This window comes from Mycolicibacterium psychrotolerans (assembly GCF_010729305.1).
Lineage (GTDB): Bacteria > Actinomycetota > Actinomycetes > Mycobacteriales > Mycobacteriaceae > Mycobacterium > Mycobacterium psychrotolerans.
In genome coordinates this window covers 5,608,574-5,624,749 of sequence record NZ_AP022574.1, presented here as the reverse complement: position 1 = coordinate 5,624,749, position 16,176 = coordinate 5,608,574, and the positions used below count along the sequence as shown (strand labels likewise).

General features: G+C 67.2%; 22 protein-coding genes and 3 tRNA genes. 17 read left to right on the top strand and 8 right to left on the bottom strand.

The window, feature by feature from the left end:
- Positions 1 to 139: 139 nt before the first annotated feature.
- The gene (locus tag G6N45_RS27145) at positions 140 to 466 is read right to left on the bottom strand and encodes a cupin domain-containing protein (RefSeq protein ID WP_163727274.1); all 327 of its coding nucleotides are present in this window, start codon (positions 464 to 466) and stop codon (positions 140 to 142) included.
- 181 nt (positions 467 to 647) lie between these two features.
- Between G6N45_RS27145 and G6N45_RS27140 the strand changes: the two genes are divergently transcribed.
- From G6N45_RS27140 to G6N45_RS27120, 5 genes are read left to right on the top strand one after another with little or no spacing between them, the layout of a single operon-like run.
- Complete coding sequence (locus G6N45_RS27140) at positions 648 to 1,286, top strand: helix-turn-helix transcriptional regulator (RefSeq protein ID WP_163727271.1); 639 nt, start codon at positions 648 to 650, stop codon at positions 1,284 to 1,286.
- Entirely contained in the window at positions 1,283 to 1,735 is a 453-nt protein-coding gene (locus G6N45_RS27135) for a hypothetical protein (RefSeq protein WP_163727268.1), read from the top strand. Before G6N45_RS27140 ends, G6N45_RS27135 begins: the two co-directional genes overlap by 4 nt.
- A 28-nt stretch (positions 1,736 to 1,763) precedes the next feature.
- Entirely contained in the window at positions 1,764 to 2,105 is a 342-nt protein-coding gene (locus G6N45_RS27130) for a hypothetical protein (protein WP_163727265.1), read from the top strand.
- Positions 2,102 to 2,575 carry a group III truncated hemoglobin gene (locus G6N45_RS27125; protein WP_246228808.1) on the top strand — a complete coding sequence of 158 codons (474 nt, stop codon included), beginning with the start codon at positions 2,102 to 2,104 and terminating at the stop codon, positions 2,573 to 2,575. Before G6N45_RS27130 ends, G6N45_RS27125 begins: the two co-directional genes overlap by 4 nt.
- The gene (locus G6N45_RS27120) at positions 2,563 to 2,754 is read left to right on the top strand and encodes a ferredoxin (protein ID WP_057151206.1); all 192 of its coding nucleotides are present in this window, start codon (positions 2,563 to 2,565) and stop codon (positions 2,752 to 2,754) included. The genes G6N45_RS27125 and G6N45_RS27120 overlap by 13 nt, the downstream gene beginning before the upstream one ends.
- A gap of 16 nt (positions 2,755 to 2,770) precedes the next feature.
- Here G6N45_RS27120 and G6N45_RS27115 read toward each other — a convergent pair whose 3' ends face one another.
- Entirely contained in the window at positions 2,771 to 3,496 is a 726-nt protein-coding gene (locus tag G6N45_RS27115; protein ID WP_163727262.1) for a DUF3060 domain-containing protein, read from the bottom strand.
- 109 nt (positions 3,497 to 3,605) lie between these two features.
- Here G6N45_RS27115 and G6N45_RS27110 point away from each other — a divergent pair, with 109 nt between their 5' ends.
- Positions 3,606 to 4,709 (top strand): NAD(P)/FAD-dependent oxidoreductase, encoded by a 1,104-nt coding sequence (locus G6N45_RS27110; RefSeq protein WP_163727258.1) that lies wholly within the window; start codon positions 3,606 to 3,608, stop codon positions 4,707 to 4,709.
- Here the strand turns inward: G6N45_RS27110 and G6N45_RS27105 are convergent.
- From G6N45_RS27105 to G6N45_RS27090, 4 genes are all read right to left on the bottom strand, one after another.
- Positions 4,687 to 5,688 carry a magnesium transporter CorA family protein gene (locus tag G6N45_RS27105; protein ID WP_163727255.1) on the bottom strand — a complete coding sequence of 334 codons (1,002 nt, stop codon included), beginning with the start codon at positions 5,686 to 5,688 and terminating at the stop codon, positions 4,687 to 4,689. The two genes, G6N45_RS27110 and G6N45_RS27105, sit on opposite strands and share 23 nt — an antisense overlap.
- 4 nt (positions 5,689 to 5,692) lie before the next feature.
- A complete protein-coding gene (locus G6N45_RS27100; protein ID WP_163727252.1) occupies positions 5,693 to 6,394 on the bottom strand; it encodes a crotonase/enoyl-CoA hydratase family protein in 702 nt (233 codons plus the stop codon).
- A 466-nt stretch (positions 6,395 to 6,860) separates the two neighbouring features.
- Positions 6,861 to 7,880 carry a phospholipase effector Tle1 domain-containing protein gene (locus G6N45_RS27095; RefSeq protein ID WP_163727249.1) on the bottom strand — a complete coding sequence of 340 codons (1,020 nt, stop codon included), beginning with the start codon at positions 7,878 to 7,880 and terminating at the stop codon, positions 6,861 to 6,863.
- 159 nt (positions 7,881 to 8,039) lie between these two features.
- Positions 8,040 to 8,756 (bottom strand): MBL fold metallo-hydrolase, encoded by a 717-nt coding sequence (locus G6N45_RS27090; RefSeq protein ID WP_163727246.1) that lies wholly within the window; start codon positions 8,754 to 8,756, stop codon positions 8,040 to 8,042.
- 134 nt (positions 8,757 to 8,890) lie between these two features.
- Between G6N45_RS27090 and G6N45_RS27085 the strand changes: the two genes are divergently transcribed.
- The 11 genes from G6N45_RS27085 (at position 8,891) to rplA (ending at position 13,768) form a co-directional block, all read left to right on the top strand.
- Positions 8,891 to 8,963, top strand: a tRNA-Thr gene (locus tag G6N45_RS27085).
- Between the two features lie 25 nt (positions 8,964 to 8,988).
- Positions 8,989 to 9,062: transfer RNA gene (locus G6N45_RS27080), tRNA-Met, on the top strand.
- Between the two features lie 38 nt (positions 9,063 to 9,100).
- Complete coding sequence (gene rpmG, locus G6N45_RS27075) at positions 9,101 to 9,268, top strand: 50S ribosomal protein L33 (RefSeq protein WP_003929651.1); 168 nt, start codon at positions 9,101 to 9,103, stop codon at positions 9,266 to 9,268.
- Positions 9,269 to 9,336: 68 nt separating this feature from the next.
- Positions 9,337 to 9,816 carry a (3R)-hydroxyacyl-ACP dehydratase subunit HadA gene (gene hadA, locus G6N45_RS27070; RefSeq protein ID WP_057151199.1) on the top strand — a complete coding sequence of 160 codons (480 nt, stop codon included), beginning with the start codon at positions 9,337 to 9,339 and terminating at the stop codon, positions 9,814 to 9,816.
- A complete protein-coding gene (hadB, locus tag G6N45_RS27065) occupies positions 9,803 to 10,231 on the top strand; it encodes a (3R)-hydroxyacyl-ACP dehydratase subunit HadB (RefSeq protein ID WP_057151198.1) in 429 nt (142 codons plus the stop codon). Before hadA ends, hadB begins: the two co-directional genes overlap by 14 nt.
- A gap of 11 nt (positions 10,232 to 10,242) precedes the next feature.
- A complete protein-coding gene (hadC, locus tag G6N45_RS27060; protein WP_163727243.1) occupies positions 10,243 to 10,803 on the top strand; it encodes a (3R)-hydroxyacyl-ACP dehydratase subunit HadC in 561 nt (186 codons plus the stop codon).
- Positions 10,804 to 10,929: 126 nt separating this feature from the next.
- A tRNA-Trp gene (locus G6N45_RS27055) sits at positions 10,930 to 11,002 on the top strand.
- Positions 11,003 to 11,093: 91 nt separating this feature from the next.
- Positions 11,094 to 11,549, top strand: coding sequence for a preprotein translocase subunit SecE (secE, locus tag G6N45_RS27050; protein WP_163727241.1), 456 nt, complete (start codon positions 11,094 to 11,096; stop codon positions 11,547 to 11,549).
- 49 nt (positions 11,550 to 11,598) lie between these two features.
- On the top strand, positions 11,599 to 12,441 hold the full coding sequence (gene nusG / locus G6N45_RS27045; protein ID WP_163727238.1) for a transcription termination/antitermination protein NusG: 843 nt from the start codon (positions 11,599 to 11,601) through the stop codon (positions 12,439 to 12,441).
- A 57-nt stretch (positions 12,442 to 12,498) separates the two neighbouring features.
- Positions 12,499 to 12,927: a 50S ribosomal protein L11 gene (gene rplK, locus G6N45_RS27040; RefSeq protein ID WP_163727234.1), complete on the top strand. Its 429-nt coding sequence runs from the start codon at positions 12,499 to 12,501 to the stop codon at positions 12,925 to 12,927.
- A gap of 133 nt (positions 12,928 to 13,060) precedes the next feature.
- Complete coding sequence (gene rplA, locus G6N45_RS27035; protein ID WP_057151194.1) at positions 13,061 to 13,768, top strand: 50S ribosomal protein L1; 708 nt, start codon at positions 13,061 to 13,063, stop codon at positions 13,766 to 13,768.
- A gap of 415 nt (positions 13,769 to 14,183) precedes the next feature.
- On the opposite strand, the gene G6N45_RS27030 is transcribed toward rplA, so the two are convergent.
- On the bottom strand, positions 14,184 to 15,080 hold the full coding sequence (locus G6N45_RS27030; protein WP_163727230.1) for a cyclopropane mycolic acid synthase family methyltransferase: 897 nt from the start codon (positions 15,078 to 15,080) through the stop codon (positions 14,184 to 14,186).
- 142 nt (positions 15,081 to 15,222) lie between these two features.
- Positions 15,223 to 16,104, bottom strand: a complete 882-nt coding sequence (locus tag G6N45_RS27025; protein ID WP_057151187.1) for a cyclopropane mycolic acid synthase family methyltransferase — start codon at positions 16,102 to 16,104, stop codon at positions 15,223 to 15,225.
- Positions 16,105 to 16,176 lie beyond the last annotated feature (72 nt).

Sequence of the window (16,176 nt, the reverse complement as noted above, 5' to 3'; positions counted from 1 at the left end):
CCCGGCTCGGACACCCGGGGGCGGCACACCGCCGGATACGCCCTGAGCCTCTCGTTGCCCTCGGTGATCAGGGCCTATCCCACGGCCCACTGCGCGAAGGGCGCGGTCGGCGAGGCGAGGCTCCGAGCCAGGGAAAGCGTTACTTCGCGACGGTGAGCAACACGGCGCTGTCCTCGAGGGCTTCGAGACTGTGCCGCTGCGGGGGGATGATCAGCAGGTCGCCGGCGCGGCCCTCCCATGCGTCGTCGCCCGCATGGAGGCGCACCCGGCCGTTCAGCACGAAAAGAGTTGATTCGCCGGGGTTCTCGTGCTCGGCCAGCGATGTGCCCGCGGTCAGGCCGAGAACCGTCTGGCGCAGCTTCTGTTCGTGACCGCCGTAGACGGTGCCGGCGCTGCGACCGGTGGATGCCGTGGCGGCCTTCTCGAGGTGTTCACGAGCGACGGCGTCCAGGGAGAGCTTGTGCATGATCATCCTTCCCTCGGTGCATGCTCGGTCACGAGCAGGCGTGCCTCACCACTTTAACCAATCGTGTGTTGGAGAAAATCGTCGAAAGGTCTAGTTTTCACAGATCAAAGTTGTGTAAACTCGGCGCCATGACGTACGTGATCGCAGAGCCGTGTGTGGACGTGAAGGGCCGGGAGCAGTCGTGACCGGGCGGCGCGCAGAGGTGCTGAAGGTGCTGCGGGCTGCCGACGGCCCGCTGAGTATCACGGCGATCGCCGGCGTATTGGGGATACACCCCAATACCGTGCGCTTCCACCTCGATGCGCTGTCGGAAGCCGGGCAGGTCGAGGCGGTCGAGGTCGGTCGCTCGAAGCCCGGACGCCCGCCTCTGATGTTTCGAGCGGTCGCGGGCATGGATCCGGCGGGGCCCCGCGATTACCAGATGCTGGCAGGTATTCTCGCCGACGCCCTCGCCCGTCAGCCGCGGCCGTCGGCGCGGGCCATGGCGGCAGGGCGCGCCAGCGCCGAGCGAGTCGCAGGACACGCCCGCACGCGCAGCCGCCGTCAGGCCGTCGACCGCCTCACCGGGCTGCTCGACCAACTGGGATTCGCCCCCGAAAACGGCTCCGCGCCAACGAAGTCCGATGAGATTCGGCTGCGCAACTGTCCGTTCCTCGAACTGGTCGACACTCGCAGAGACGTGATCTGCCCGATCCACCTGGGAATCATGCAGGGCGCACTGGAAGCGTGGGACGCACCCATCACCGTCGACGCCCTCACTCCGTTCGCCGAGCCGGACCTCTGTGTTGCGCATCTGGTCTCGGCCGGGAGCGCGTCATGAGCACCGCGCACGCCGTCGCCGTCGCGGTCTGCTTCACGTGGCTGGGCATGGTGATCGGCATTTCGTTCATCGAGGCGCCGCTGAAGTTCCGCGCCCCCGGGGTGTCCCTGCAGATCGGGTTGGGCATCGGGCGGTTGGTGTTCCGCGCGCTGAACACCATCGAGGCCGTCCTGGCCGTGGTCCTGCTGATCGTCCTCGTGGCAGACCCGCCGTCGCCGACGGTCATCGCCGCAGTGTCGGTGGTCGTGGTGGTGTTGGCCGCGCAACTGCTGGTGGTGCGGCCGCGCCTGACGCGGCGCTCCGACTTGGTTCTCGCCGGGCCCGCCGCTGCGCACGAGGCCGGCCAGCCGACCCGCCGGTCGAGGGTCCACTACAGCTACGTCGGTTTGGAACTGGTGAAGATCGCCGCCTTGGTCATCAGCGGTGCCGCAGCGCTGGCAGGCGCCTGAACAACGAACAGCGCATGAGGAGAGAACAATGAAGTCCGTTCCACTGCGGGTGGTCACCAGGGTGGAGAGCGATCAGGCAAGCCCGCGCGGGCTGTCGGAGTCCGACCTCGACGCGATCGCTTGGGGCTTCCTCGGATCCGAGTTCACCGGCCTCGCCTACGCCAACTGGCCGATCGAGCGTCGCGTCGGCGCCTATCTGACCCACCACGGTTTGGCTCATCTGCGGAACAACGGCGACGCCCACGCTGCCGTCCTGCACCGGGTGCTGGCGAACGTCGGCAAGGCCCTGCGCAACGGGACGCTGCCCTCTGCCACCTGGGCGAGCGCGCGGCGGCATTCTCAGACCGAGCGCATCGCGGTGCCCGGGTGAACTGCACAGCTGACTCCGGGGCGCCCGCCGCAGGTCTTCGTGATCTGGGCACCCGTACGGACATCGAAGTGCTGCTGCGCCGCTTCTACAACGAAGCCTTCCGCGACGAGGTTCTCGCCCCGCCGTTCGCCGAACTCGCTTCCCGCGGCCTCGAACAACACCTTCCCGTCATGTGCGACTTCTGGGAGACCGTGCTGTTCCGGGCCGGGCTGTACCGGCGCAACGCGCTGACGGTCCATCGACGCATCAACGACTGCACACCTTTGTCCGCCCTGCATTTCACGCGCTGGCTCGCCCTGTGGACCGCTACCGTCGACCAGATGTACCAGGGTCCTGTCGCCGAACACGCCAAGATCCAAGCCGGCAGGATCGCCACCGCCATGAACCGGCGCCTCACCGGTGCTCACGACCCGGGCCGGTTGCACCGATCCGTCCGAACTGCCGTCAAGGAGGAGCCATGCGGGTGGTAGTCGACCGTGATCGCTGCGAGGGCAATGCCGTCTGCGTGCGGATCGCGCCGAAAATCTTCTCGCTCGACGACGACGATTACGCCGTGGTCAGTGCCGACCCGGTGCCCGCCGACCAGGAGGCACTCGGCGAGCAGGCCATCGCGGAGTGTCCACGCGCGGCTCTGTCGCGCGCGGACTGAACCGGTCGCGCTGGATTCAGCCGCGCTCGATGACGTTGCCCGTGCCCGACTGGGAGGTCTGCGGTTCCCCGCTGCGGTAGGTCACCTTGTTGTCGAAGCCCGACGCGCCGATGGTGCCTGCCGATTCCACCGTGACGGTGTTGTCCATGCCCGACACCGTCACCGCCGCGCAGGAGCCCTGCACCTCGATGGTGTTGTTCATTCCGCTGATGCTCACGGTGCCCTGGTTGCAGATCACCGTCTGCTTCCTTTCGACGCCGCCGATCGACAGCGAGCCACCCGACTCGACGGTGAGCACCTCGTCGGTGGGGCCGACGCCGGGAATCGACGGCATCGAGGGAAGGGCGGGCATCGACGGAAGGGTAGGCATCGACGGCATCGTGGGCACGGCGACGGAACCGCCCCCGCCGGACACCCCGGTGGTCGAGGAGTTGCCGACGACGAAATACAGGACGACACCAACGATGCCCGCGACGACGGCGACGCCGACGACGAGCGGGATCAGCCACAGCGCGGGCTGCCCGCGTTTGTGCACGACCTGCTGCGGCGGGGCGTAGTAGGGCGAGCCGTACTGCGAAGAGGACGCGGCCTGGTAGGGGTCGGTCGGCGGCATGCCGTAGGGCGCACCGTAGGGAGGAGGCGGAATCGGCGCGGTCGCGCCCATCTCGGTGGCGCCGGCCTGCTCGGCGAGCGGACGTTCGAGGTCGCGGATGCGGGCCTCAGGGTCCCCGGTTGGCTCCATGCGCCGATGCTCGCACACTCCGACGGTCGCGCTCAACGGATCTGACCAAACCCTGACCCGTTTGCTCCGGCCGCGGTTGGGGTGCTCCCGCCCGTGGTACCCACGACCCATGGTGGCACCGGGATTCCTCGCCATCGGCAGTGGTCCTGCGGGGGTCAGCGCGGCCGAGACGTTCCGCGCACGACACCGGCACATCCCGGTGCGCATCCTGTCCGCCGACCCGGCGCTGCCCTATGCCAAGCCGCCGTTGAGCAAACAGTATCTGTGCGGCCGGCCTGCTGATCTGGACCTGCACAGCGCGGGCTGGTTCGACCGCAACGACATCGACCTGATCCTGGGCGTCACCGTCGACCGCATCGACCTCGCGGCGCAGGAGGTGGTCACCGCCGGCGGGATGCGCTACCCGTACTGGCACCTGGTGCTGGCCTCCGGTTCCCGCGCGGTGCCGCTGACAGTGCCCGGTGCGGAGCGGGCGCTGCCGCTGCGCTCGTTCGCCGACGCGGTCGCGCTGCGGATGGCGGCGCGGCACGCGCCCTCGGCGGTGGTGATCGGGGCCGGGTTGATCGGCTGCGAGGCGGCGGCCTGTCTGGCCGAGTGCGGCGTCGACACCACGATGGTCGCGCCCGAGACGGTGCCGCTGGCGCGTCGCTTCGGCGTCGACGTCGGCGAGCGCGTGGTGAAGATGCTCTCCGATGCCGGGGTGCGCTTCGTCGGGTCGGCCCCCGCCGCGGCGGTCGGGGACGGTGGGGTGACCCTCGCATCCGGTGAGGAGGTCGAGGGCGAGCTCGTGGTCGCCGCGACCGGTGTCCGTCCCGACGTGCGGCTGGCCGTCGAGGCGGGGCTCGATACCCGTGAGGGCCGTGTCGTCGTGGACGAACACATGCACACCTCGGTGCAGAACGTCTTCGCCGCGGGCGACATCACGCTCGCGCACAACGTCGTCGCCGGTCGCTCGGTGGCCGCCGAACACTGGCGCGACGCCGCGCAGCAGGGTCTGGTCGCGGGACTGACCGCCGCCGGCTATCCGGCTTCGTGGGACCGGGTGCCCGGATTCTCCTGCACCATCGGCGCTTTCACGCTGAAGTACCGCGGTTGGGGATCCGGCTGGGACTCGTGCGTGGTGTCCGAGCGGCGCAACGGGTTCACCGCGACGTACTCCTGCGCCGGCACCATCCTGGGAACCCTGGACGCTACAGCCAGTCCCGCCGCTTGAACATCACGTACAGGACGAGCACCAACACCACGATGATCGCCGAGCTGGTGAGAAACCCTGCCACGGTCTCGATGCCGGGATAGTCCACGTTCTGGCCGTAGAACCCGGTGATCGCCGTCGGCACCGCGATGATGGCCGCCCAGCCGGTCAGCTTCTTCATCACGGTGTTCAACCGCGCGTCCTGCAGGGACAGGTTCGTCTCGAAGACCGTGGTGACCATGTCTCGCAGCGACTCCGTCCACTCGGAGACGCGCAGCACGTGGTCGTACAGGTCGGCGTAGACGGGGTCCAGCTCCGGCGCTGTCTTCGCGTCGAGCCTGCGATGCTGGATCGCCGAGACCACCTCGCGCATCGGCAGCACCACCCGGCGCAGCGCCACCAGATCTTTGCGCAGCTGAAAAGTCTTGCGCTGCAGACCTTTGCGCGGCGTCTCCTCGGCGAACAGATCGTCTTCGAGGCTCTCGATCGCGTCGTCGAGCGCCTGCACCGCGGTGAAGTGCCCGTCGACCACCACATCGAGCAGACCGTGGACCAACGCGCCCACCCCGTACTCCTGACCGCCGAGCTCGTCGAACCGGCGCGACACCTCGTCGATGTCGAAATGCGGTGACAGCCGGACGGTGATCAACCCGCGCGGCAGCACGAAACCCGAAATCCTGTGCACCTCGAGCAGAGACGTCGGGCTGTCGGCGGGTGCGGTGCCGGACGCCCCGCTCATCGTGACGCCGTACACGGTGAAGAACGTGTGGGTGCGGTAGACGACGGCCTTGGTGCGTTCCGCGTCGGCGAGCGCGTCTTCGACGGCCCACGCGTTGAGATGCAGTTCCTCGGCGAGGTCGGAGAGGATGGCGTGGTCGGGATCGTAGATGTCACACCACACCAGGCTGCCCTCGGTGGCCAGGTAGTCGGAGATCGCAGAGAACACGAAGTCGTCCTGGGGCTCGCCGTGTCGCCAGATTCGGCCTCGCACCTGGGTCACGTGGTTACCCCAGGCTGAATTCAGTTGCCAGCCCGTCGATTCCGGCCTGGATGGCGTCCAGGGCGGGCTTGCGGGCCTTGAGTTTGGTCGCGAGATGCGCTCCGGCGTGCAGCGTCGTCGCCGCCTCCGCCGCCACCTGCTGGGCACGGGCGAGGACCTGGTCGGCCTCGACGATCTCGTCGAGCCAGCCGCCGGCGATGGCCTCGTCACCGACGAAGGTCGCGGCCAGCGCGGTGCCCCGCTCGAATGCCGCCGGGGTCAGCCGCATCCGCATGATCTCGATCGCCGAGATGGGGATGGTCATGCCGATGGCCACCTCGATGGCCTGGCAGCGCGACTTCGGCGTTCCGACGCGGTGATCCGCGGACAGCAGCAGGAAGGATCCCATCGCGATCGCCGGTCCGGTGGCCGCGATGATCACCGGGACCGGGAACGTCAGCGTCCGCACCGAGAGCCTGAACCCGCCCGCGAGCATGTCGTGCGCCGCGGCGGCGTCACCGGACTGGAACACCGCGAGGTCGAACCCGCCGCTGAACACGCGCGCGTTGCCGGCCAGCACGACGGCCTTCGCCTTGTCGGCCTCGGCCCGGTCCAGCGCCTCGTTGATTTCGGCCTGCATCGCCGGACCCAGCACGTTGACCTTGCCGTCGTCCAGGGTGATGGTGGCGACGGAGTCGACGAGGTCGTAAGAGACGGTGCTGGTCATGGTGCCTCCTGGGGCCGGTGGGTCGGGCGGATCGAACCTAGCACCGGCGGGCAGGAGCGAAGCGACCCGGGAAAGGCACCGGCGGGCAGGAGCGAAGCGACCCGGGAAAGGCACCGGCGGGCAGGAGCGAAGCGACCCGGGAAAGGCACCGGCGGGCAGGAGCGAAGCGACCCGGGAAACTACCTCGGCGGGATTGCGGCGGCGGCGCGCAACACAGGTAGCCGACTACGCACGACGCCGACCGTGCGCGTCCCTAGCGTTCTTGTCAGCGCGGCGAAACGAGGGGTCGCCGCGCTCCAGACGAAGGAGGACACCATGCGCGTCACCAGAAGGCGGCCGGCAGACGATCTAGGGTCCGAGCGGCACACCCGTCGGACGAGCAAGCCGAAACGCCATGACGGCAACGGGGTTCCGAAACTCGGGCTCTGGGAGTGCGGGATCGGATCCGGCTGGAAGTAGCGTTGCGCTACGACGCCGAGGCCAGTTCGGGTTGCGCGGCGGACGTCTCGATCGGCGACGGGGCAGTCGTCAGACGTTCGCCGCGCGCCACCCAGTCCGGATCGGCCCACTCGATGCGGCCGGGAAGCCGTCGCCAGTACGAGGGGTGCGCCCGCAGGTAGCAGTCCACGCTCGCGTGCACCGCGGCGCCGGCGGGAATGCGGCGCAGCGAGACCGGGTGGCTGTTGCCGGCCAGCGCGTCGACGGCGCAGGGAGCCGGTGTCTGGTGGCGGGCCGTCGCGGCCAGCTGGATACCCGCGGTGATCGCGCCGTCGAGCACCCAGTCCAGCGCGATGTCCGACAGCGGGGCGCAGGCGTGCCTGCCGCGGGTGATGTCGCAGTGCGCACCGCGAAACCACACCTCCTCCACCTCGGGGCCGGTGTGGCCGAGCAGGACAGGAGCCATCCGCGCGTCGATCGCCAGCGCATGCCGCGCCGCGCGGACCCGGGAGAGCGGGTCGGGGCCGTTCCGACGCGGCAGGCCCGGCACGCCGATGGTGTCCCACAGCCCGAGGTAGTCGACCCCGACCGACGCGTCGGCACGTCCGCTCAGAGCGGCGGCGAGTCGGCCCACGCGCTGCCAGTCGGCCGGCTCGCGTGCGGTCCGGGGCAGCGCGTAGGTGGCGAGCACGTAGTCCCGCAGTTCGGGCGCCGGAGCATCGCCGGTGCCGGGCAGGACGCCGACGGTGCCCAGCAGTCGAGTGACGGCCCGCGCGCAGTTCCCGCCGCGGCCCGCCCCGAATACGAACACTCGGTCGCCGGGCTCCCACCGATCGGCGAGGAACTCGTAAGCCCCGACCACGTGGGCACGAGCCACATCGACCTCACGGGCCCGCCGCCGCCGCAGGCTGCGCACCGGGCGCCGGCTGTCCGTGGTGCCGATCGGCGACCAGACGATCTGTCGGTCGGAGCGGGAGAGCAGTTCACCGAGCGCCGCAGCGTTGCCCCGATTGCCGGACTGGTCGAAGCACAGCGCGATGTTCTTCACGAGGACCCCCCGACGCGATCAAGCGGTGAGCGCTGTCTTAGGAGTTTGCCAGGATGGGGGCTTGCTGTCTTCGGAATGCGGCGATCATTTCGCCGAAGGCTTCGGTATTCGCTCAGATCAGCTAAGTAAAGCGCGGATTCCGCACAATTGACGTATGTGTCAGGCGCCCATCAGTGTGCGCCACTGGTCGAGGTTGCTGGCGCGGTAGACATAGTTGGTGCGGCGCACCTCGGCCAGCGGTGCGCTGGGCTGCGTCGAGTACCAGTGCCCCGGGAACACCGTCGGATCGCCGGGCAGCTGAGCGAGCGCCTGCAGGCTGCGGAACATGTCGTCCACATTGCCGCCAGGGAAGTCGGTCCGCCCGCATCCGTCGAGGAACAGGGTGTCCCCGGCGACCAGTCGGTCGTCGAGCAGGAAGCACTGGCTGCCCGGGGTGTGGCCGGGGGTGTGCAGCAGTTCGATGTCGATGTCGCCGACGCTGACCGTGTCACCGTGCCGATGCGAGGTCAGCTCGCTGGGCGCGATGCCGGTGACGCGAGAGACCCACTCGGCCTCCTCGACGTTGACGTGCACGGGCACGCTGACCCGTTCCAGCAATTCGGCGAGCCCCTTGAGCGCGAAACCCATCATCGAACCGCCCACGTGATCGGGATGATGGTGGGTGACCAGCACCCCCGACAGGGTCATGCCGTCGTTCTCCAGCACCTCCACCAGATCCTGCGCGGCGTAGGCCGGATCCACGACGACGGCGTCGCCGGTCTCCCGGTCACCGATCAGGTACGCGAAGTTGCGCATCTGCTGGGCGATCATGTCGTCGGCGGCGAAATCGCGCCCGGAGAGCAGCTGTTTGAAGTAGAGGCGGTCGGAGTCGGCCATGCCGGTCAGCGTAGGCGGTCAGCTGGACCGGCCGGTCGAGCGCCGACAGTGACCAGCGGTTTGGCGCCGCAATCGGTGAGAATGTACCCTCTTTAAGGCTCGTCGCTTGGCGATGCGCCGAGTACGCGAGACAGGCCCCCTTAGCTCAGTCGGTAGAGCGTTTCCATGGTAAGGAAAAGGTCAACGGTTCGATTCCGTTAGGGGGCTCGGTGGACCGCTGCACGGTCCGCGGGGCGGTGTAGCTCAGCTGGTTAGAGCGCACGACTCATAATCGTGAGGTCGGGGGATCGAGCCCCCCCACCGCTACAAGAACTAACGAGACGTAGAAGAAAGAGACGACTGCCGTGGCCTCCAGTACCGACGTACGGCCCAAGATCACCTTGGCGTGCGAGGTGTGCAAGCACCGCAACTACATCACCAAGAAGAACCGCCGCAACGATCCCGATCGCCTCGAGATCAAGAAGTTCTGCCCGAACTGCGGTAAGCACCAGGCCCACAAAGAGTCGCGCTAGGCGGCACGATCGGGCCGGGCGCCGTCGATGCGCGCCGCGCCGCGCCTGACCAGGTAGGTTCATAAGTCGTGTCTTTCTTGGACGAGTACGTCGGGTTGCACTACCGCCATCCCGACCATTACGTCGTCGGACGCGAGAAGATCCGCGAATACGCGACCGCCGTCAAGAACGACGACCCGGCCTTCTTCGACGAGGAGGCCGCCGCCGATCTCGGCTACGACGCGCTGCTGGCGCCCCTGACCTTCATCTCGGTGTTCGGCTATCAGGCGCAGTCGGCGATGTTCGCCGCCGCCAACATCGGCATCACGGACGCGAAGATCGTCCAGGTCGACCAGGCGCTCAAGTTCGTCCGTCCCATCAAGGCCGGCGACACGCTGCACTGTGACGTGTGGGTCGAATCGGTCCGCACGGCCCACGGCACCGACATCATCGTCACCAAGAACATCGTCAGTAACAGCAACGGCGAGGTCGTACAGGAGTCCTACACCACCCTTGCGGGGCGTAGTGAAGAAGACGGAGAGAGTGGCTTTTCCCATGGCACTGCGTGAGTTCAGTTCGGTCACGGTCGGCGATCAACTGCCCGAGAAGGTCATCACGTTGACCCGGGCGGACCTGGTCAACTACGCCGGAGTCTCCGGTGACCTCAACCCGATCCACTGGGACGACGACATCGCCAAGCAGGTCGGCCTGGACACCGCGATCGCGCACGGGATGCTGACCATGGGTCTCGGTGGCGGCTACGTCACCTCCTGGGTGGGCGATCCGGCCGCCGTCACCGAGTACAACGTTCGCTTCACCGCCGTGGTGCCGGTGCCCAACGACGGCAAGGGCGCCGAGATCGTGTTCAACGGACGCGTGAAATCCGTTGACCCCGAAACGAAGTCGGTGACCCTGGCGCTGAGCGCCACCGCAGGCGGCAAGAAGATCTTCGGCAGGGCCGTGGCGACGGCCAAGCTGGCATAGGCGACCACGTCATGGCACTCAAAATCGACATCAGAGGCATGGTCTGGAAGTACCCCGAGCCGTACGTCGTGGGTCACGAGCAGATCCGCCAGTATGCCAACGCCGTGAAGGCGAACGACGCGACGAGCCACAGCCTGGAGGCGGCGCGGGCGGCGGGCCACGAGGCGCTGATCGCGCCCCCGACGTTCATGTCGATCTTCGCGGTGATGATCCAACGGCACTTCTTCCAACACAACGACCTCGGCTTCGAGACCCTGCAGATCGTTCAGGTGGATCAGAGGTTCCACTTCTACCGGCCGATCAAGGCGGGCGACGAACTCGAGGGAACGCTGTACGTCGAGAGCGTCGACGAACGCTTCGGCGCGGACATCGTCACCACCCGCAACACCCTGATCGATCAGCACGGCGAGCTGGTCATGGAGTCGTTCACGACGCTGATGGGCCACAGCGGCGAGAACTCGATCTCGGCCGGATGGGATCCCGAGACGGGACAGGTGATGCGCAAGCCGGTCGTCCACGAAGGCGCCGACGACGCCGACGAGCAGGTGCCGGCGCCGGCGGGAACGGATTAGTAACTCCGACCCGCGGCACGCTACACTCGGACCTCGGGGTTTTCCCAGTTGAGCGCGCTGTCCGTCGGGCTTGTGTCACCGAACGGGGAGCGCGCGAATTGTGTGGGCCCTGCAGGGAACCCTCCTAGGGGCGTAGCTCAACTGGCAGAGCAGCGGTCTCCAAAACCGCAGGTTGCAGGTTCAAGTCCTGTCGCCCCTGCTCAACTGAATACTCGACACGTGGGCACACTGGCCGGTTCTGGATACTGGACAGTGACCCACCACACCGGACGATCACGAGGGAGCACGCGGTGAGCGACGAGCGCGACGGTGCCAGCTCCGCAGGCACCGACAGCGGCGCGGAGACCGACGGCGGTGACGCGCGCGCGCAGACCGCGGTCGTGACACGCCCGCTGCGACCCACCGGCAAGCGGTCGCGGCGTGGGGCGGTGGCCGAGGTCGATACCGAGGACACCGACACGACGCCCGAGACCGACAGCTCCGGCGGCAAGGACGACGGCAAGGGTCCGAAGGCGAAGAAGAAGACCGCCAAGAAGCCCAAGGACGGACCGTCACGCAACCCGTTCGTCTTCATCTTCAATTACCTGAAGGAAGTCGTCGCCGAGCTGCGCAAGGTCATCTGGCCGAACCGCAAGCAGATGGTCAGCTACACCACGGTCGTGCTCGTGTTCCTGGTGTTCATGGTGGCGCTGATCGGCGGGGTCGACCTGGGCCTGGCCAAGCTCGTGACGCTGGTGTTCGGCTGACCCGAGGTCGGCCGACGCCACGCAATGACATTTGAGAGAGGACTGACACGTGACTAGCTTCGACGGCGACACTGCCGCGAGCGTGTCCGAGGCGCGCGCCGAGGCGGCTGATCCGGCGGTCGTGATCGCTGACGAGGCTGCCGAGCACCTCGACGAGAGCACCCCGGCCGAAGCGGTCGAGGATGCGCCGCTGGAGATCACCGACGAGGCCGCGGAGTCCGACGACGCCGCAGAGCCAGCCGACGCACCGGCGCCGGAGCCCGACGAGGAAGAAGACCCGGCCGTCGCGCTCAAGAAGGAGCTGCGCCTCAAGCCGGGTGACTGGTACGTCATCCACTCCTATGCCGGCTACGAGAACAAGGTGAAGGCCAACCTCGAGACCCGCGTGCAGAACCTGGACGTCGGCGACTACATCTTCCAGGTCGAGGTGCCCACCGAAGAGGTCACCGAGATCAAGAACGGCCAGCGCAAGCAGGTCAACCGCAAGGTGCTGCCCGGCTACATCCTGGTCCGCATGGAGCTCAACGACGAGTCGTGGGGCGCGGTGCGCAACACCCCCGGGGTGACCGGCTTCGTCGGTGCGACCTCGCGACCCTCGCCGCTGTCGCTCGACGACGTGGTGAAGTTCCTGCTGCCGCCCGCTGCCGCGAAGAAGCCCGCCAAGAGCACGGCGGGCGCCGCGGCGTCCTCCGAGGCGTCGATGGAGCGCCCCGAGATCCTGGTCGACTTCGAGGTCGGCGAGTCCGTCACCGTGATGGACGGCCCGTTCGCGACGCTGCCGGCCTCGATCAGCGAGGTCAACGCCGAGCAGCAGAAGCTCAAGGTGCTCGTGTCGATCTTCGGCCGCGAGACGCCCGTCGAACTGACCTTCAACCAGGTCGCCAAGATTTAAGCAGGGCCCCTCGGCCGCGAGGAAGCCCACGAGAAAGAAGAAGGAACGCACCCAACCATGCCCCCGAAGAAGAAGGTCGCCGGGCTGATCAAGCTGCAGATCCAGGCCGGGCAGGCCAACCCCGCCCCGCCGGTCGGTCCCGCGCTCGGCCAGCACGGCGTGAACATCATGGAGTTCTGCAAGGCCTACAACGCGGCGACCGAGTCGCAGCGCGGCAACGTCATCCCCGTGGAGATCACGGTCTACGAAGACCGCACCTTCACGTTCGCCCTGAAGACGCCGCCTGCCGCGAAGCTGCTGCTCAAGGCCGCCGGTGTGCCGAAGGGTTCCGGTGAGCCGCACAAGACCAAGGTCGCCAAGGTGACCTGGGATCAGGTGCGCGAGATCGCCGAGACCAAGAAGGAAGACCTGAACGCCAACGACATCGATCAGGCCGCCAAGATCATCGCCGGCACCGCCCGGTCCATGGGAATCACGGTCGAGTAGTCCTCTCGTCGAGACTGCGGTGAGGGCGGCGAAATCGCACTGCGGACCGCCCTGAGTGCAGGATCAACGAAGTAGTCCGTGGGAGAGCTGGCATCGGCTCGCCAACCACAACCTCTGAATCAAGGAGACACCAATGAGCAAGAACAGCAAGACGTACAAGGAAGCCGCCGAGAAGGTCGACAAGACCCGGCTGTACACGCCGCTGGAAGCCGCGAAGCTGGCCAAGGAGACGTCGTCGAAGAAGCAGGACGCCACCGTCGAGGTCGCGATCCGGCTGGGCGTCGACCCGCGCAAGGCCGACCAGATGGTCCGCGGCACCGTGAACCTGCCGCACGGCACCGGCAAGACCGCCCGCGTCGCGGTGTTCGCCGTGGGTGACAAGGCCGAGCAGGCCCTGGCCGCCGGCGCTGACGTCGTCGGCAGCGACGACCTGATCGAGAAGATCCAGGGCGGGTTCCTCGACTTCGACGCCGCCATCGCCACGCCCGACCAGATGGCCAAGGTCGGCCGCATCGCCCGGATCCTCGGCCCCCGCGGCCTGATGCCGAACCCCAAGACCGGCACCGTGACCCCGGACGTCACCAAGGCCGTGGCGGACATCAAGGGCGGCAAGATCAACTTCCGCGTCGACAAGCAGGCCAACCTGCACTTCATCATCGGCAAGGCGTCGTTCGACGAGAAGTCGCTGGTGGAGAACTACGGCGCCGCGCTCGACGAGATCCTGCGCGCCAAGCCGTCGTCGTCGAAGGGCCGCTACCTGAAGAAGGTCGTCGTCTCGACGACCACCGGACCGGGCATCCCGGTCGACCCGGCGGTCACCCGGAACTTCGCGGAGGAGTAGGCGCCAGCCGGATCCGACCATCGGCACGGAGGAGTAGGCGCCAGCCGGATCCGACCATCGGCACGGAGGAGTAGGCGCCAGCCGGATCCGACCATGAGCGCGGAGGAGTAGGCCTCCCAGGAGTGCTTCTCGGCCGCCGCAACCGTCCGACCTGACCGAGCCGCCGCCCCCCACGAACGGGGGCCCAGGTGCGCGGGCCGGACTTCGGGGGTCGCATCCCCCAGTGAACCCCGAAGTGGTGGCCGAGAAGCACCCCCGCGCAGCAACGTAGCACCAGAGACCGCGCTCGGCGCGGGCAACGACGAAAATTCCCTCCACGCCCATGTCGGGCACGTTCGGCGGCGCGTGCGCTCGACGCAGCACAGCTAACAAAAACCCCCCGGGGCCGAGGCTCCGGGGGGTTTTCGCGTGTGGATCAGGCAGCGGCACCGGACTTGAGGTAGGTGACCAGGCTGACGTCGATGGACTCGTCGATGAAGTAGTACTGGCAACCGGTCAGGTACTTCATGTACCGGTTGTAGTTCTCCTCGTCGGTGGCCGCGATCGCCTCGTCCTTGTGCTGCTCCAGCCGGCTCGCCCAGATGCCGAGGGTCTTGATGTAGTGGTTGCGCAGCGACAGCGTCTCGGGCACCACGAAGCCGGCCTTCTCGCCGTGCTCGACCATCATCTGGGTGGTCGGAACCCGGCCACCCGGGAAGATCTCGGTGATCATGAACTTCACGAACCGGGCCAGCTCGAACGTCAGCTTCTTGCCGCGCTCGGCCAGATCGTAGGGGTGATAGCCGACGCTGCTCTGCACGGTCATCCGGCCGTCCTCGGGCAGGATCTCGTAACAGGTCTTGAAGAAGTCGTCCCAGCGGTCCTTGCCGAAGTGCTCGAACGCCTCGATGGAGACGATGCGGTCGACGGGGGAGTGGAACTGCTCCCAGCCCTCGAGCCGGACGTCGAAGGTGCGCTTGGTGTCCAGCTTGCCGAGCAGCTGGTCGCAATAGGCCTTCTGATTCTTCGACAGCGTCAGCCCGATGACGTTGACGTCGTACTTCTCCATCGCACGCTGCAGCGTCAGACCCCAACCGCAGCCGACCTCGAGCAGGGTCATGCCCGGCTTGAGATCGAGCCTGTCGAGGTGCTGGTCGACGTTGGCGATCTGCGCTTCCGAGAGTGTGACCTCAGGACCGGTGAAGAAGGCGCAGCTGTACTTGCGGGTCGGATCCTGGAACACGCCGAAGAAGTCGTCCGAAAGGTCGTAGTGAGCCTGAATGTCCTCGAAATGAGGTGTCAGATCCTTCGTGCCGGTGGATTGGTCAGACATGTCTCTCTACGTCCCTCTACTTCGTGTGCTTCATGAGATGGTGCGGTTCCGACGACCGTACCGAAACGCGGCCCTGCCTTGCTGCAAACACGCTTCTAGGGCGACCAGCCTATCTAATGGCGGGTCGCCCTACCCAATCCGCTCAGGCGGGCTGTTTGACCAGGGTGAACTGGTTGACGTCGGTGTATCCCTTGCGGAACGAGTCCGCGCACCCGGTCAGGTAGTGCATGTATCGGTCGTAGACCTCTTCGGACTGCACGGCGATCGCCTCGTCCCTGTGCTCCTGCAGCGCGGCCGACCAGAGATCGAGCGTGCGCGCGTAGTGGGGCTGCAGCGACTGCTCGCGGGTCAGCGTGAAGCCGGCCTTGGCGGAGTGCTCACCGACCAATTCGATGGTCGGCAGGTACCCGCCGGGGAAGATCTCGGTGAGGATGAACTTGATGAACCGCGCCACCGAGAACGTCAGCGGGATGCCGCGTTCGATCATCTGCGGGATCGTCAGCGCCGTGATGGTGTGCAGCAGCATCACACCGTCGTCGGGCAGCACCCGGTAGGCGGTGGCGAAGAAGTCGTCCCAGCGGTCCTTACCGAAGTGTTCGAAGGCGCCGATCGAGACGATGCGGTCCACGGGCTGGTCGAAGTTCTCCCATCCCTCGAGCCGCACCTCCTTGGTCCGCGGGCTGTCCGACTCGGCGAAGATCCGCTCGACGTGCGCCTTCTGGTTCTCGCTCAGCGTCAGCCCGATGACGTTGACGTCGTAGCGCTCGATCGCCCGCATCATCGTGTAGCCCCAGCCGCACCCGACGTCGAGCAGCGTCATGCCCGGCTCGAGGCCCAGCTTGCCCAGCGCGAGGTCGACTTTGGCCCGCTGCGCCTCCTCGAGCGTCATGTCGTCGCGCTCGAAGTACGCGCAGCTGTACATCTGCGACGGATCCAGGAACAGCCGGAAGAACTCGTCGGACAGGTCGTAATGCGCCTGGACGTCGTCGAAATGCGGCTTCAGTTGTTTTTTGGTCGAGGCCATGGGGTGGCTCCTTGGGGACGCTGCCCGAAGAGGTTCTCCTGAAACGGCGGTCACGCGTGCCCGTCACGCATG

What these genes read in the sequence shown, in the direction of transcription:
- G6N45_RS27115 (WP_163727262.1), bottom strand. Translation starts at nt 3,496, where the DNA reads ATGGAGCCAACCGGGGACCCTGAGGCCCGCATCCGCGACCTCGAACGT.
- rplK (WP_163727234.1), top strand. Translation starts at nt 12,499, where the DNA reads ATGCCCCCGAAGAAGAAGGTCGCCGGGCTGATCAAGCTGCAGATCCAG.
- G6N45_RS27130 (WP_163727265.1), top strand. Translation starts at nt 1,764, where the DNA reads ATGAAGTCCGTTCCACTGCGGGTGGTCACCAGGGTGGAGAGCGATCAG.
- G6N45_RS27100 (WP_163727252.1), bottom strand. Translation starts at nt 6,394, where the DNA reads ATGACCAGCACCGTCTCTTACGACCTCGTCGACTCCGTCGCCACCATC.
- G6N45_RS27030 (WP_163727230.1), bottom strand. Translation starts at nt 15,080, where the DNA reads ATGTCTGACCAATCCACCGGCACGAAGGATCTGACACCTCATTTCGAG.
- G6N45_RS27120 (WP_057151206.1), top strand. Translation starts at nt 2,563, where the DNA reads ATGCGGGTGGTAGTCGACCGTGATCGCTGCGAGGGCAATGCCGTCTGC.
- G6N45_RS27135 (WP_163727268.1), top strand. Translation starts at nt 1,283, where the DNA reads ATGAGCACCGCGCACGCCGTCGCCGTCGCGGTCTGCTTCACGTGGCTG.
- hadC (WP_163727243.1), top strand. Translation starts at nt 10,243, where the DNA reads ATGGCACTCAAAATCGACATCAGAGGCATGGTCTGGAAGTACCCCGAG.
- G6N45_RS27145 (WP_163727274.1), bottom strand. Translation starts at nt 466, where the DNA reads ATGCACAAGCTCTCCCTGGACGCCGTCGCTCGTGAACACCTCGAGAAG.
- hadB (WP_057151198.1), top strand. Translation starts at nt 9,803, where the DNA reads ATGGCACTGCGTGAGTTCAGTTCGGTCACGGTCGGCGATCAACTGCCC.
- G6N45_RS27090 (WP_163727246.1), bottom strand. Translation starts at nt 8,756, where the DNA reads ATGGCCGACTCCGACCGCCTCTACTTCAAACAGCTGCTCTCCGGGCGC.
- rplA (WP_057151194.1), top strand. Translation starts at nt 13,061, where the DNA reads ATGAGCAAGAACAGCAAGACGTACAAGGAAGCCGCCGAGAAGGTCGAC.
- G6N45_RS27110 (WP_163727258.1), top strand. Translation starts at nt 3,606, where the DNA reads ATGGTGGCACCGGGATTCCTCGCCATCGGCAGTGGTCCTGCGGGGGTC.
- G6N45_RS27025 (WP_057151187.1), bottom strand. Translation starts at nt 16,104, where the DNA reads ATGGCCTCGACCAAAAAACAACTGAAGCCGCATTTCGACGACGTCCAG.